At 55.2% G+C, this 14,509-nt stretch carries 11 protein-coding genes and 1 tRNA gene; 6 read left to right on the top strand and 6 right to left on the bottom strand.

What is annotated here, in order from left to right; all coding sequences use genetic code 11:
- Window positions 1-143: 143 nt before the first annotated feature.
- Window positions 144-3,749 carry an AAA domain-containing protein gene (locus AC0TNG_RS07225; protein ID WP_473713369.1) on the top strand — a complete coding sequence of 1,202 codons (3,606 nt, stop codon included), beginning with the start codon at window positions 144-146 and terminating at the stop codon, window positions 3,747-3,749.
- Window positions 3,750-3,870: 121 nt separating this feature from the next.
- On the opposite strand, the gene AC0TNG_RS07220 is transcribed toward AC0TNG_RS07225, so the two are convergent.
- Both AC0TNG_RS07220 and AC0TNG_RS07215 read right to left on the bottom strand, forming a co-directional pair.
- On the bottom strand, window positions 3,871-4,830 hold the full coding sequence (locus tag AC0TNG_RS07220; protein WP_473713368.1) for a quinone oxidoreductase family protein: 960 nt from the start codon (window positions 4,828-4,830) through the stop codon (window positions 3,871-3,873).
- On the bottom strand, window positions 4,830-5,246 hold the full coding sequence (locus AC0TNG_RS07215; protein WP_473713367.1) for a RidA family protein: 417 nt from the start codon (window positions 5,244-5,246) through the stop codon (window positions 4,830-4,832). Before AC0TNG_RS07215 ends, AC0TNG_RS07220 begins: the two co-directional genes overlap by 1 nt.
- 141 nt (window positions 5,247-5,387) lie before the next feature.
- On the opposite strand from AC0TNG_RS07215, the gene AC0TNG_RS07210 reads away from it, so the two are divergent.
- Window positions 5,388-6,326: a LysR family transcriptional regulator gene (locus AC0TNG_RS07210; protein WP_473713366.1), complete on the top strand. Its 939-nt coding sequence runs from the start codon at window positions 5,388-5,390 to the stop codon at window positions 6,324-6,326.
- A gap of 8 nt (window positions 6,327-6,334) precedes the next feature.
- On the opposite strand, the gene gcvA is transcribed toward AC0TNG_RS07210, so the two are convergent.
- Entirely contained in the window at window positions 6,335-7,246 is a 912-nt protein-coding gene (gene gcvA / locus AC0TNG_RS07205) for a transcriptional regulator GcvA (RefSeq protein ID WP_473713365.1), read from the bottom strand.
- Between the two features lie 170 nt (window positions 7,247-7,416).
- Between gcvA and AC0TNG_RS07200 the strand changes: the two genes are divergently transcribed.
- On the top strand, window positions 7,417-8,025 hold the full coding sequence (locus AC0TNG_RS07200) for a glutathione S-transferase family protein (RefSeq protein WP_267216996.1): 609 nt from the start codon (window positions 7,417-7,419) through the stop codon (window positions 8,023-8,025).
- Between the two features lie 42 nt (window positions 8,026-8,067).
- Here the strand turns inward: AC0TNG_RS07200 and cbl are convergent, their stop codons facing one another.
- Window positions 8,068-9,018, bottom strand: a complete 951-nt coding sequence (gene cbl / locus AC0TNG_RS07195) for an HTH-type transcriptional regulator Cbl (RefSeq protein ID WP_023336219.1) — start codon at window positions 9,016-9,018, stop codon at window positions 8,068-8,070.
- A 96-nt stretch (window positions 9,019-9,114) separates the two neighbouring features.
- Window positions 9,115-10,032, bottom strand: coding sequence for a nitrogen assimilation transcriptional regulator NAC (nac, locus tag AC0TNG_RS07190; RefSeq protein WP_024908060.1), 918 nt, complete (start codon window positions 10,030-10,032; stop codon window positions 9,115-9,117).
- Window positions 10,033-10,352: 320 nt separating this feature from the next.
- On the opposite strand from nac, the gene AC0TNG_RS07185 reads away from it, so the two are divergent.
- A tRNA-Asn gene (locus tag AC0TNG_RS07185) sits at window positions 10,353-10,428 on the top strand.
- 145 nt (window positions 10,429-10,573) lie between these two features.
- Here the strand turns inward: AC0TNG_RS07185 and ldtA are convergent.
- A complete protein-coding gene (gene ldtA, locus AC0TNG_RS07180; RefSeq protein ID WP_473713364.1) occupies window positions 10,574-11,473 on the bottom strand; it encodes a L,D-transpeptidase in 900 nt (299 codons plus the stop codon).
- Window positions 11,474-11,664: 191 nt separating this feature from the next.
- Here ldtA and shiA point away from each other — a divergent pair, with 191 nt between their 5' ends.
- Window positions 11,665-12,978: a shikimate transporter gene (gene shiA / locus AC0TNG_RS07175; RefSeq protein WP_473713363.1), complete on the top strand. Its 1,314-nt coding sequence runs from the start codon at window positions 11,665-11,667 to the stop codon at window positions 12,976-12,978.
- Window positions 12,979-13,051: 73 nt separating this feature from the next.
- Window positions 13,052-14,506, top strand: a complete 1,455-nt coding sequence (locus AC0TNG_RS07170; protein ID WP_045908120.1) for an AMP nucleosidase — start codon at window positions 13,052-13,054, stop codon at window positions 14,504-14,506.
- Window positions 14,507-14,509 lie beyond the last annotated feature (3 nt).

Here is a 14,509-nt window from a genome sequence, read left to right as displayed (position 1 = left end):
AAACTGGAAAACATATTAGCCGCTGTTACTCATATTGTATTTCCATACAAAGATGCCCCCTTTGGTAGGGTTAAAATATCTGCCTCTGTGTTATTCTCTAACCATTAATTTCAGGGAGATACTCAGGTTAAGGCTCTTTTAGCATGATGCAAAACTCGTCTAAAGATATCCTTTCAGCGTGGCATGATTATGTGAAATTCAGTGGCGCAGAAAAGAGTAAAATACCGGCCAGCAAGGTGCATGAGCACCAACAACTCATGCTCGGTATAAATAACTGTGAAGAAAACCAGAGCGGCGTAATACTCCGTGTTACGCCTGAAATGCGCAACCACTGGCGCCAGCGTTTCGTCGAATATGACGAAAAGGGTAGAATTACCCATATTGAGCCTGTTAACCTGCTTTTTCCGGTACTGCGCTGTATCGAAAACGAGCGAGGTAAGGCCAATGTAAAATACCTTCCGCTGTTCTCTTTCCCCCTCCCCAAATCATTTTTTGAACAGAACGAAAACACCCTGCTAGTTCCCGTCAAAGATGGACAACTTGTTAGCGCATTCCCCTTCGCTTTTCGCGAAATGTTTGGTATTCAGCTGGATGAGCTCGGTGAAAACCGTCATATGATGAGTATCGTTAGCGCGCTCACGGGATGTAAATATGACACGTTCCTTGAGGCGTTTAAGGCTCTTCAGAAATGGGTCACTCAGCAATCAAACAGTAAATATCAGGGGCTGGAAACTGCGTTTAATGCCCTGGTGGCTCCGCTGCATAATGAGGATTACAACCTCAAGCGTGATGCGGAAGATTTCACCTGGCTGTGTAATAACGCAGTTGGTGATTTCCCGTTACTGGAGCAGTATCTCAGCCATATCCATAGTGACGAGAAGGCCCCACATATTCACGAAGTGGTGACTGGCGGTTTGTTTGAAACACAATATCCTCTGGGCCATGGGCAGATGGCGGCAATACAGGCGATTAATCAGGATGAGCGCCTGGTTGCTGTACAAGGCGCGCCTGGTACGGGTAAAACCACGCTATTCAAGTCACTCATCGCACAACAACTGGTTGCCAGAGCACTGGCGATTGCTGATGGAAAGGACCAGAATTTCGGCATGCTGGTCACGTCCACGGCAATAAAAGCGGTGGAGAATATCATTGACGATCTGCGCAGTGACCCTGCAACTGAGGATCTAGACTGGTTATGGTTTCATAGCGGCTCGAACGAACAGGTTCAGCATGAGCTTACCCGGCTTGAGAAACTGATTGGTCGTTGGCGACAGGAAAGCTATGACCAACAGCAGCAGCACGATTTTTTAGCGGTTTTACTCAAGCATCGTGACGAGATGAACGCTTGTTACCGGGCGTATCTGAATGAAAAGGCAGTAGCGATACAATCTGTTGTGGATTGTGGTCTGGACACCCAACTAGCAAAAGAGCTACCAGCTCGTTTCATGGAAAAAATTCCCTCGCTCGCCGCTCATGCACAGGTACTCGGAATTAATGTTTCGCTTCATCGCCCCGACGACCTGGATACCTTAGCCTGTCAGTTAGAACAGCGCCTGCAGGAAATTAGGGAGATAAAAACGCAGCGTCTACAGGCCAGCAGAATTTACCAGACGTTGCAGGCGACATGGCCGCAGCAGCATAGTCTGGAGCAGATACTTAGCTGGATGGATTCACCGCTACGCCCAGCCCTGGAGCTGCATTACCGCGACTACCCGCGTAAAGGGATAAAGCGTTATCTGGCTCGTTTTTTCGAGAGGAAATATCCAGCAAGGTTGCAACAGATGAGCCTGGCTGCACCGGAGGACTTTCTCAAATTCAGTCTTTCTTCCCTTCCCCATCGTCAGCTGGCTGCTCTGGCTGATGCTGGGGAAATGCTTTCACAGCAGGTAGATAGCCTGGCGCTACTGGCGCTGCTCCTGCATGCGGAACCCGAAGCTCAACAGGAAGTTGACCTGCTGACTCTTAATACTGAAGTAGAAGAATTGCAGGCACAATGGCGTCAGGTCATCCGGGCGCAACAGCTAACGGCACAGTATCAACAGCGTTATCCGGAAGGTAACTGGTGCGACATTTTGCGTAAACGCTTTATCAGGCAACACCGGGAAATGTTCGAAGCCGCTATCGGTTATCTCTGGCAGGAACAACTGAAACGGAAAATTGAGCTTGAAGAGGTGCTGACCCACTGGCGGGCCCTGATGAGTAAGCGTCGCAGTGCGGGCTACTATCGCTGGCTGGATAAGCTAGATGATTTCTATCGCGCACTGTCTCTTGTATATCCAGTAATGGCGACCACGCTGGTTTCCGCGTGGAAGGTTGCTGGTTATCGTAAGCTCGATGAACTCAAGGGGCATAAACCATGGCACCTGGCACTGTGCGACGAAGCGGGCATGATTTCGCTTGAATCCCTCGTGCCCCTTTTGAGTCGCAGTGAGAAAGCGATGATTGTTGGCGATCCTCTGCAAATTGAACCCATTAGAAACCTGTCAGAAAACATGCAAACACAGTTGCGTGAGCGTCATTTCGCCAGCAACAATACGTTGTATGAGCGTGTTTCACCTGCAAGCGTCACGGGCTGGCACCGTGCTGCTGGTACGCTTTCCGGCAAGGTAGACGATACGGGTAATGGCATCATTCTCGATGAGCATCGCCGGTGCCAGCAACCTATTGCCGACCTTTTCATCCGACTGGCGAACTACCATGGCGTCAGCGTGGAAACTGCCCCCCCTTCCAGCCGTATTGCCAGCGCGTTTGAGAAATCAGGCGGGCATCATTTGATGTTCTACAGCGTAGAAGGCCTGAAAGGCGATATGGTTAACACTAATCTGGATGAAGTTGATGCTATCGAGCTATTGCTGGATAAGCTGGAAGAAGCTGGTTACGATCTGACTGCCGATGTTGGTATCGTCACTCCCTATAGCAATCAGAAGTCATTGTTGATTAAACGTCTTGCGCAACGAATGAATCACTGGCAGAAAAACTGCATTGGTACAGTGCATCAGTTTCAGGGCGTAGGCTTTGAGGTCATCATTTATAGTCCGGTTATTTTTCATCCTCTTGATAATCCGAATTTTCAAAACGACGCACCAAACATGCTGAATGTCGTGGTTTCACGCGCAAAGCAGCAATTTATCGTCGTAGGTAACCATCATCGATTGCGGCAAGCAGGTGGATACCTGAAAGTCCTTGCAGATAGCGTTGCCGAAAGCTTCCTGCTTGAACAGGGTAGCCAGCATCCGAATTTTGCCAGTCTAAGCCAGACTCCCCGTCTACAGCGTTATTATCGCGACTGCGAACATATTGCCGCATTTAGCGCTCTGGCCAGCCAGTGTGAACAGGAGCTGGTTATCATCGCTCCGTGGATCCGTCGAGGAGGTAAGAATTATCAGAGGCCGGAGCTGGCGCAGTTGGTAGCCACGCAGCGGCGTGGTGTCAGGGTTAAAGTTTATTACGGCTACTATCACCAGTGCATGGATCGTGCGGAAGATAATGATGAGACTCTGGTTGCCGAGTACCGCGAACAACTAGGAAAAGAGAATATTATCCGGTTGACGGAAGGGACACATGAAAAGGTAATGATGATCGATGGCCGCTACATTGTTCTCGGGAGTTGGAACTGGCTATCTCATGGTTATCACCATAGCTGCGAGCGCAGTAAACAGTTCACTAATGCGATTCGTCATGAGATCAGTGCAGAGCTGGATGATGCATCGCTGGTGAGGGAGCTTAGGGAGAGGTTGCGGCTGGAATAACAGACTCATTGAATGCTCCCAGTCTGATGAGACAAATTTGAAAAGCCTGCTTTTGAAGCAGGCTTTTTTATTTTTCTCCTCCACATCAAAAGAATTACGAAGTCATGATGAGGTCCCCCGTTCATGGCTTCATAACGATACGACCAAGCGGTTTCGCTGTCTCAGCGTATTCATGGGCCGCGGCGGCGTTAGCCAGGGGGAAGACACGGTCAATGACAACCCTGATGTGCCCTGCAGCCACAGCCTGCAACATGTCGTCCACGCTTTTCCGAACGCCAGGCCTTTCAAAAAGAGGCCCCATAAATACCCCCATGAGCGTCTGGTTAGACTGCATTGGCGGCCACAGGTCGACGGTCAGGCTGCCACCGCCCGCATTACCGACGAAGACGAGACGTCCTTCCGGAGCGAGTGCAGAAAGCGAAGCTGGCAACGTCGTCCCTACCGGATCGATGACGAGGTCAACACCGGTGCCATGGGTGAACTGTCGGACACTGTCCACAACGTTATTCTTTGCACGATCCACGACGTGATCGGCGCCAAGTTCCAGCAGCCGGTTTATTCGCTGCGTTCCGCTTGCCACGGCGATGACCGTCGCGCCTGCCTGTGAGGCAAGCTGAACGGCCGCGAGCCCCACGCCCCCCGCCGCTGCCTGAATCAGGACGGTTTCTCCATGCCGGAGCATCCCTCGTGTGAAAAGGCAATGATGCGCGGTTCCAAAAGAGATCGGTACCACCGCCGCGTCTGCTGCATCCACCCCATCCGGTATAAGCCAGGTACGTTCCGCCGGCACAGCCCAACGTTCCGCATGCGATCCCTGCATGCTAAAAGCAGCCACTCTGTCTCCAACCTTACGGCTACGGACTTTCGATCCAACGGCAACCACTGTGCCCGCGGCCGCGTAGCCGACGACCCATGAAGGGCCAGGCGGCGGAGTTGAGCGGCGGTTGATCAAATCTCCCCCTTCAATCGAGATAGCCTCGACAGAAATCAGGACATCGTCAGGCCCTGCGACCGGATCCGGGACATCGATATATCGCAGGACGCTGGGAGCGCCTTCCACGTCATAAACCGCTGCTTTCATCAATTTACCTTTGTCTTATCATGACTCGTGGGCAGCCGGGCAATCACCTTAATCTCAAACTGGAATCCGTACAGCCACGTCACGCCGATCCCCGTCAACGTAGGGTAAGGCGCTTCCCCCCAATATTCTGGCAGGATACTCCAGATAGCGTCGAGGTTTGACTCGGGATCGACGACAAAGAGGGTAACGTCAACAACGTCATCGAACGTGCAGCCCGCAGCCTTGAGCACAGCATTAAGGTTATCGAATGCCAGCCGGATCTGCGCGTTGAGATCCTCTTCAGGCGAACCATCCTCCCGGCTACCCACCTGCCCCGAAACAAACAGGAAGCCGTTAGATTTGATGGCGGGTGAATACCGATTGCGCTCATAGAGCGCCTGGCGTCCGAAGGGAAAAACGGCTTCGCGTGTTGTCATGTCTGTACCTTTGCAATGGGGCGAAATCTGCCCGGTGAATATAAAGACACTTTACAGGCGCCACATCGGACGGATAAACAAGCGACTTTGTCCATCATTGTTTGTAATATCCAAACAATCGGTGAAAAGAGAGGACAAGGGATGGATCGTTTCGATGCGATGCGCGCCTTTGCTCGCGTGGTGGAAGCAGGCAGTTTCACAAAGGCTGCCCAAACGCTTCATATGAGCAAAACCACGGTGACGCAGCTTATTCAGCAGCTGGAAGCGCGCCTGCGCGTCAGGCTGCTCCATCGCACTACCCGCAGGCTCGGTGTGACTCCTGATGGCGCGGTCTACTACGAGCGCGTAATCCGTCTGCTGGCGGACATGGAGGATGCTGAAAACAGCCTCTCCAGTGCGACGATGACCCCCAGGGGACGCCTGCGGATAGATGTGCCCACTCCTCTTGCCCGCTTTGTTCTGGTGCCCGCGCTACCGGCTTTTCATGCACGCTACCCTGATATCCAGTTCGACATGGGCGTGAGCGACCGGGTGGTGGATCTGATCGGTGACAATGTGGATTGCGTCCTGCGCGGTGGCGAAATCAACGACCAGTCCCTGATCGCACGCCATGTCGGCGATTTGCAAATCGGTGTTTACGTCGCCCCTAGTTATGTGGAACGCCTCGGCGCCCCTGCGCACCCGCGAGAGCTGGAAAACACGGACCATCACATAGTGGGATTCTTGTCCTCACGCACCGGTAAGATTGATCCTCTGGTACTGCACGGTGAGAATGAACGTATTGAAATCACGGGCAACTATGTACTTGCCGTGGATGATGGCAATGCTTACCTCGAAGCTGGATTAGCCGGGTTAGGCGTGATTGCGCTACCCGCCTATATGGCGGCAGCACATCAGGCTTGTGGCTCCTTGATTCCGCTATTTGAACAATGGCGGATTAAGCCAATGCCCCTGTACCTGGCGTTTCCGCCGAACCGCCATGTCAACGCCAGACAGCGCGTTTTTATTGATTGGATCGTTGAATTGATGCAGCAGCATGTCCCTAATTCCAATAATAAGTCATTCCCTCCCAGCCCCTGATTCGCTCATTAGGGTTGGTTACTTTCCACAGCACTCACCGCTCGCCGCCAGGCCGCCACTTCCTCCTCCAGCCATGCCTTAAAGAGTGTCACCTCCGGCTTCGCCTCCGTTGGCTGCGCCGTTACAAACCAGTAAGGCCAGGGATAAGGTGCGGTGATGGAGGTTAGCTGGACCAGCTCGCCCCGGGTGATGGCATCCTGAACCAGAGAGCGACGCTCCAGCGCGATACCTTTCCCGAGCCGAACGGCTTCGATAATGATATTGGAGTCGTTAATGCATAAACCGTCAGGCACGATCTCTTTCTCAAGACCCGCATTCATGCACCACGTTTTCCACGACTCCATAGAGAAAATAATATGACTCTTTGCAATCTCCTCTGGCGTAGCGGGCAGCACACCGTCGTTATAGCCCGGTGCGGCCACCACAATGAGTTCGTCGGAAAAAAGGTAATGGCTTTCACTCCCTTCCCAGTTCCCCTGCCCCATCCGTATCGCGATGTCTATCCCTTCCTGCTGCAGGCTGGTGACCGTCAGGCTGGCCTGGATCCGCAGGGTAATAAGCGGATATTTCGCCCGAAAACGAGTCAGACGCGGTAATAACCAGTGGCATCCAAATGACGGCACCATCGCCAGCGTCAGCTCCTGCTTTCTCGGCTTCACCTGTACGAGCCGTGTAGCATCCGCAATATGGTTCAACGCCTCGCGTACCTGTAAGGCATAGAGCCGCCCTTCTTCGTTGATCTGCACTCCTCGCCCCTGGCGGATAAACAGCTTTACGCCCACCATCTCCTCCAGCACTTTGATCTGCTGACTGATAGCGGAATGGGTAACGTGGAGTTCTTTCGCCGCCAGCGTCACGCTGCCAAGACGGGCGACGGCTTCAAAGCTTCGCAAACTGGCAATGGGTGGAAAATCCGACATGAAAGCACTTCCTTCTCTGCGCTGGATATACAGCGGCAACCTGACCATATGTCAGTAATACTAACCCTTACGGTAAGATACTGAAGATATTCGCCATGCAAATTGTATTGTAATGTCTGGTCATCCTCTTCAATGACGCCTTATTTCACAGAGACAGGAAAACGGGAACGATGATTAAGCTTGTTGGCATGATGGATTCACCTTATGTACGGCGCGTGGCGATTTCCCTTGAGCTTTATGGCGTTGAGTTTGAAAGCCAGCCGCTGTCAGTCTTTAGCACCTTCGACGCGTTCTCCCGGATCAACCCCGCGGTAAAAGCCCCGACGCTGGTTCTGGATAACGGAATACGGCTGATGGACTCCTCGCTGATACTGAACTATTTTGAGGCTCAGGCTGCCCCCGAGCGGAAACTCCTGCCCGTCGCGCCGGATGCGCTGGCAAAGGATCTTCAGGCGCTGGGCTTTATCCTCGCCGCCGCTGAAAAAGCGGTGCAAAATGTGTATGAACACAACCAGCGCCCGGTGGAAAAGCAGCACGCTATATGGGTCGAGCGCATTACAATTCAGCTGCTGGCGGCCTGCAGGGAATGGAATGCCTTACTGGAAACGCGTCCGGCGACCGCAACTCCCGATCAGGTTGCCGTCACGAGCACTGTGGTCTGGACGTTTATTCAGTCGATGATCCCGCACGTCGTTAACGCAGCGGATTTTAGAGAGATTCAGGCGTTTGCCGAATCATTCGAATCACAGGCGGTCTTCAGAAAATACCCTTTCAGCTAAGTGATGAGCCCGGTAAGCACTCGCCACCGGGCAAACCAACACTTAAATCTGATAATCAATCGCCACTTCTTCCGGCTCCATGACCTGACGTTTAATCTCATCCACCGACAGCCCGGCATTGCACAGCTCGATAAAACGCCACACATAGTTGCGCTGCAGCTGCCCGCGCTTCAGGCCAAGCCATACGGTATTGGCGTCAAACAAATGACGCGTATCAAGACGCACCAGGTTCCCGTCCTCGCGTTCTCCGCTGGACTGTTCCGCCACCAGGCCAATGCCCAGACCCAGCTCGACGTAGGTTTTAATCACATCAGAATCCTGCGCGCTCAGTACCACGTCCGGCGTTAGCCCTTTGCGGTTGAAGGCCTCGTCTATGCGCGAACGTCCGGTTATGCCCTGGCGGTATGTGATCAACGGCCATTTGGCAACGTCTTCCAGCGTCAGGGGAGAGACCTGATTCAGCGGATGATCGACCGGAAGTAATAAGCTGTGGTACCAGCGGAACCAGGGGAACGCCACCAGCAGCGGGTCGTTGCTCAGGCGTTCGCTGGCAATGCCAATATCCGCCCCACCGTTTTGCAGCAGCACTTCAATTTCCTGCGGCGTGCCCTGGATAAGCTCCAGACGGACGTCAGGGAAAAGTTCGCGGAACGCTTTAATCACCGGCGGCAGGCTGTAGCGCGCCTGAGTGTGGGTGGTGGCGATGGTGAGCACGCCCGAGGCGTCATTGGTGAAGAGATCCGCCAGGCGACGCACGTTGCTGGCCTCGTTGAGGATCCGCTCTGCAATGGTGAGCAAAGCCTTACCCGGCTCCGTCATGCCGAGCAGCCGCTTGCCGCGACGGATAAAGATCTCTATACCTAGTTCCTCTTCCAGCTCGCGGATATGGCGGCTGACGCCAGACTGAGAGGTATAAAGCATATTGGCGACCTCGGTCAGGTTGTAGTCCCGCCTGGCCGCCTCACGGATAATTTTAAGTTGCTGGAAATTCACGATTCACTCCGGCGCATCTGACATAGCTCTATTGTTAGAGTCAGCCGAGCTGCAGAACAAATAATAAAAACCAGCATCTTATGCTTTTATGGAATATCAGCTCACGAGCTGGAGTTCACGGTTCTCAAGCGATGGCTTGCTGACCAGCGACATCAAAATCTCTTTTACCGCCTGCGCCTGTGGCGACAGCGAACCGCGTGCAGACATGTTCAGCGATAGCGGCAGGCTCATCGAAGGCGTGGTGATCCGCGCCATCCAGCCGTTTGCCGCGCTGCACAGCGAGCGGGCTGCGGATTCCGGCAGAACGGTCACCCCCATGCCGCTGGCAATGGCTGCGGTCAGCGTGGAGATCGAGTCGATTTCGCCGATGATTTTGGCCGTCAGACGGCGCAGGGAGAACGCTTCGTCCACGCGTACGCGCACGGCGCTGTAGTCGCGCGGCAGATAGAGGTTCATCTCTGCCACGGCGGCAAGGTCGACGCTCTGGCCCGGGCAGTCGCGGGTGCCCACGAGGTAGAGATCTTCTTTCAGCAGCGGCTGGCTGGTGATGCCGGCGACCGGGGAGCGATCGTAAAGGACCGCCATATCCAGCTGGCCGCTGAGCAGTTTGTCATTCAGTACGGAACCGCTGTTTTCATGCAGGTATACCAGCACTTCAGGCAGCTCAGCGCGAACGGCCTGCAGTAGCGGCATGGTAATAGAGGACGCGGCCGTTCCCGGCGCCAGACCGATAGAAACGTGCCCGCTCAGGGTCTGGCCCACGTTATTCACCGCCAGCTGTGCCTGTTCACACTGGCGAAGAATGGTGCGCGCATGGGTATACAGGATCTTACCGGCTTCCGTTGGCGTGACGCCGCGTTTGGTGCGGATCAACAATTGCTGATCCATCTCGCCTTCCAGAGTAGCCACCTGCTGGCTCAGCGCAGGCTGCGCGATATGCAGCACTTCTGCCGCTTGAGTCAGGCTGCCGATATCGACGATTTTTACGAAGTATTTCAGTCGTCTTAAGTTCATTTTGCCCCCTGTTCGAAATGCTGTGCCGGAACCGGCTGTCGTTGTTGAACAGGTTTTGCAATATGAATGCCACTTTTACCAGGCGGTCTGAATTGTTCGCTAAGCGTCTGAAAATAAGGAATCCTAATTACAGAGGGGGATTTAATTACCGAAACAGCAGTTTATGATCTGCCCCATTAGGGGTATACCCGCACCATGACGGTGCATTCCGCTGCCAAAAACATCACTTTGCCGATTTTGTCAGCAAACGATCGAAAGGCGGCGATCCACCCTTTGACAAGGTGAACGCAGGTCGATAATATGCGCCCCGTTCACACGATTCCTCTGTAGTTCAGTCGGTAGAACGGCGGACTGTTAATCCGTATGTCACTGGTTCGAGTCCAGTCAGAGGAGCCAAATTAGAAAAGCCTGCTTTTAAAGCAGGCTTTTTGCTTTTCTGCACAAGGTAAATGCAAAACGGCAACAAGGTTGCCGTTTTTAGTGTGTGCACCCTCTCCCGTGGGAGAGGGCCGGGGTGAGGGCACCAGCCCGCACAATCCCCTTACATGCCTATCTTAACCGGCATCCCTGACCGCCGTTCCAGTTCGGCTCCCGCCCCCTCGTTTATTAACTGCGTCCGCTGCGCGGCTGACATTGGCAGAGGCACTTTCCGGGTCGATTCAAACTCCGCACGGTTACGTGATAATGGCTCGTGAACTTCCACCCAGCGGCTGCCGTCCGGCTCCGTGGTGACTTTAACGGGCCGATCGATAAGCTGCACGCGGGTTCCGACGGGAACATGATCGAAAAGATATTTGATGTCGTTATTACGCAGACGAATACAGCCCTGGCTCACCCGCAGCCCGATGCCAAAATTCGAGTTTGTGCCGTGAATGGCATAGAGCCTGCCGATATAGATGGCATACAGCCCCATCGGGTTATCCGGCCCGGCGGGCACGAATGCCGGGAGCGTTTTCCCTTCTGCCGCATAGGCACGGCGCGTATTCGGCGTCGGAGACCAGGTTGGCCCCACCTGCTTACGCTCAACGGCCGTCACCCAGTTACGCGGGGTTTCACGCCCGGCCTGACCGATGCCGATGGGCAGCACTTCAACGGTATTGCTGCCGGGTGGATAATAGTAGAGGCGCATTTCCGCCACGTTAACGACAATCCCCTCGCGAACGGTGTCGGGCAAAATGAGCTGCTGGGGGATCACCAGCCGGGTGCCGGATTTGGGTAAAAAAGGATCCACCCCCGGGTTCGCTTCCAGCATATTGCTTAGCCCCTGCCCGTACTGCGCGGCAAAGGCCTCAAGCGGTAATGTATTATGATCCGGCACGGTAATGACCTGCGAACTCCCTACCAGACGGCTGCCCGCCGGCGGTAAAGGATAGCTCACCGCCTGCACGCTCTGGCTGATAAGTAATGCAGCAAGACAGCCCAACGCCTCTTTACGACACATCTTCCCTTCCTCAGTCGCTTCGCTCTTTATTAAGCATAGCGTAGCCGTTTTGCATTACCCATCAGGAAATAAAATCAGTTTGCACAGGCCCCCTGTCGCGGTAGTCTCATAGATTCCGTTTATATGACGGGCGCAATGTGAGTGACCTTTTCTTATACCAATAATTAAAAATAAGTGCAGACAGGACAACTATGGACTCCACCCTCATCTCCGATCGTCCCAACGAGGAGACCCCTTCGCTCAATCGTGCCCGCCGCGCCGCACTCGGCAGCTTCGCGGGTGCCGTCGTCGACTGGTATGATTTTCTGCTTTACGGCATTACCGCCGCGCTGGTGTTCAACCGCGAGTTTTTTCCCCAGGTCAGCCCCGCGATGGGCACGCTCGCCGCGTTTGCCACCTTCGGCGTCGGCTTTCTGTTTCGCCCGCTGGGCGGGGTGATCTTCGGCCACTTCGGCGACCGTCTTGGCCGCAAGCGCATGCTGATGCTCACCGTCTGGATGATGGGGATCGCCACCGCGCTGATTGGCATACTCCCTTCTTTTTCCGCCATTGGCTGGTGGGCCCCAGTGTTGCTGGTGACATTACGCGCCATTCAGGGCTTCGCCGTGGGTGGCGAATGGGGCGGCGCGGCGCTGTTATCCGTTGAGAGCGCGCCAAAAAATAAGAAAGCGTTTTACAGCAGCGGCGTGCAGGTCGGGTACGGCATAGGGCTGCTGCTTTCCACAGGGCTGGTATCGTTAATCAGCCAGCTCACCACCGACGAGCAGTTCCTGAGCTGGGGCTGGCGCATTCCGTTCATCTTCAGCATCGTGCTGGTTATCGCCGCACTGTGGATCCGTAACGGAATGGAGGAGTCGGCAGAGTTCGAAAAGCAGCAGGAAAAACCGGCCGTCAAAAAGCGGCTGCCGGTGATGGAAGCCCTGATTCGGCACCCAGGCGCTTTTCTGAAAATTATCGCCCTGCGCCTGTGCGAGCTGCTGACGATGTATATCGTCACCGCCTTTGCCCTGAACTACTCGACGCAGAATCTCGGCCTGCCGCGCGAGCTGTTCCTGAATATCGGCCTGCTGGTCGGCGGGATCAGCTGCCTGACGATACCCTGCTTCGCCTGGCTGGCGGACCGGTTTGGCCGCCGTCGTGTCTACATCACCGGCGCGCTGATTGGGAGCCTCAGCGCCTGGCCATTCTTTATGGCGCTGGAGGCGCAGTCGATCTTCTGGATTGTCTTCTTTGCCATCATGCTCGCGAACATCGCTCACGATATGGTGGTCTGCGTACAGCAGCCGATGTTTACCGAACTGTTCGGTGCCAGCTACCGCTACAGCGGCGCGGGCGTGGGTTACCAGGTCGCAAGCGTGGTCGGCGGCGGGTTTACGCCGTTTATTGCCGCCGCGCTGGTAACCTTCTCGGGCGGCAACTGGCACAGCGTGGCGATTTATCTGCTGGCCGGCTGCCTGCTGTCGGCGGCAACGGCGCTACTCATGAAAGAGACGAGCCACCGCTGATCTCACTTTTGTTTCACAGGCGTGTGACATACTATCGGGTAGAGTCGCACACCTGTGGAACAAGGAGACAGAGATGAATAATAAGGGCTCCAGCCTGACCCCGGCTCAGGCGCTGGAAAAACTCGACGCATTGTACGAACAGTCCGTCAACGCGCTGCGCAGCGCCATTAGCGAATATATCGAAACAGGGAAACTTCCCGACGAAAAGGCCAGAACCGAGGGCCTTTTTGTTTATCCATCGCTCTCTGTGACCTGGGACGGCAGCGCCAGCACGACACCGAAAACCCGCGCCTACGCCCGTTTTACCCACTCCGGCTGCTACAGTACCACCGTTACCCGCCCGGCACTGTTCCGCCCGTACCTCGAAGAACAACTTACGCTGCTGTATCAGGATTACGGCGCGCACATTCACGTTGAGCCCTCGCAGCATGAAATCCCTTATCCGTACGTGATAGACGGCTCGGCGCTAACGCTGGATCGCTCAATGAGCGCGGGGCTGACCCGCCACTTCCCGACGACGGAGCTTTCACAGATTGGCGATGAGACGGCCGATGGGATCTATCACCCGGCAGAATTTTCTCCCCTGTCGCACTTTGATGCCCGTCGGGTCGATTTCTCCCTGGCGCGCCTGCGCCACTACACCGGCACGCCCGTCGAACATTTCCAGCCGTTCGTCCTCTTTACCAACTACACCCGCTACGTTGACGAGTTTGTCCGCTGGGGCTGCAGCCAGATCCTCGACCCGGAAAGCCCGTATATCGCGCTGTCCTGCGCGGGCGGGATCTGGATCACCGCGGAGACCGAAGCGCCAGAGCAGGCCATTTCCGACCTGGCGTGGAAAAAGCACCAGATGCCCGCCTGGCACCTGATCACCGCCGACGGCCAGGGCATTACGCTGATTAACATCGGCGTGGGCCCGTCAAATGCCAAAACCATCTGCGACCATCTGGCGGTGCTGCGTCCTGACGTGTGGCTGATGATCGGCCACTGCGGCGGCCTGCGTGAAAGCCAGCTGATTGGCGACTACGTGCTCGCCCACGCCTATCTGCGTGATGACCACGTGCTGGATGCGGTGCTGCCGCCGGATATCCCAATCCCGAGCATCGCCGAAGTGCAGCGTGCGCTGTATGACGCGACCAAAGAGGTCAGCGGCATGCCGGGTGAAGAAGTTAAGCAGCGCCTGCGCACCGGTACGGTCGTCACGACGGATGACCGGAACTGGGAGCTGCGTTACTCCGCCTCCGCGCTGCGGTTCAACCTGAGCCGCGCGGTGGCCATTGATATGGAGAGCGCCACCATCGCCGCACAGGGGTATCGCTTCCGCGTTCCCTACGGCACCCTGCTGTGCGTCTCCGATAAGCCGCTGCACGGCGAAATTAAGCTGCCGGGGCAGGCCAACCGCTTCTATGAGGGGGCTATCTCAGAGCATCTGCAGATTGGTATTCGCGCCATTGACCTGCTGCGGGCAGAAGGTGACAGGCTCCATTCCCGCAAGCTGCGCACCTTCAACGAGCCGCCGTTCCGCTAAAAA

It is taken from the genome of Enterobacter sp. PL_is514, from assembly GCF_055816715.1.
This window is presented reverse-complemented; position numbering and strand designations above follow the sequence as displayed.

Excerpts from the sequence above, each read along its gene's own strand:
- AC0TNG_RS07225 (WP_473713369.1), top strand. The coding sequence starts at position 144 with ATGATGCAAAACTCGTCTAAAGATATCCTTTCAGCGTGGCATGATTAT.
- AC0TNG_RS07220 (WP_473713368.1), bottom strand. The coding sequence starts at position 4,830 with ATGAAAGCAGCGGTTTATGACGTGGAAGGCGCTCCCAGCGTCCTGCGA.
- AC0TNG_RS07215 (WP_473713367.1), bottom strand. The coding sequence starts at position 5,246 with ATGACAACACGCGAAGCCGTTTTTCCCTTCGGACGCCAGGCGCTCTAT.
- AC0TNG_RS07210 (WP_473713366.1), top strand. The coding sequence starts at position 5,388 with ATGGATCGTTTCGATGCGATGCGCGCCTTTGCTCGCGTGGTGGAAGCA.
- gcvA (WP_473713365.1), bottom strand. The coding sequence starts at position 7,246 with ATGTCGGATTTTCCACCCATTGCCAGTTTGCGAAGCTTTGAAGCCGTC.
- AC0TNG_RS07200 (WP_267216996.1), top strand. The coding sequence starts at position 7,417 with ATGATTAAGCTTGTTGGCATGATGGATTCACCTTATGTACGGCGCGTG.
- nac (WP_024908060.1), bottom strand. The coding sequence starts at position 10,032 with ATGAACTTAAGACGACTGAAATACTTCGTAAAAATCGTCGATATCGGC.
- ldtA (WP_473713364.1), bottom strand. The coding sequence starts at position 11,473 with ATGTGTCGTAAAGAGGCGTTGGGCTGTCTTGCTGCATTACTTATCAGC.
- shiA (WP_473713363.1), top strand. The coding sequence starts at position 11,665 with ATGGACTCCACCCTCATCTCCGATCGTCCCAACGAGGAGACCCCTTCG.
- AC0TNG_RS07170 (WP_045908120.1), top strand. The coding sequence starts at position 13,052 with ATGAATAATAAGGGCTCCAGCCTGACCCCGGCTCAGGCGCTGGAAAAA.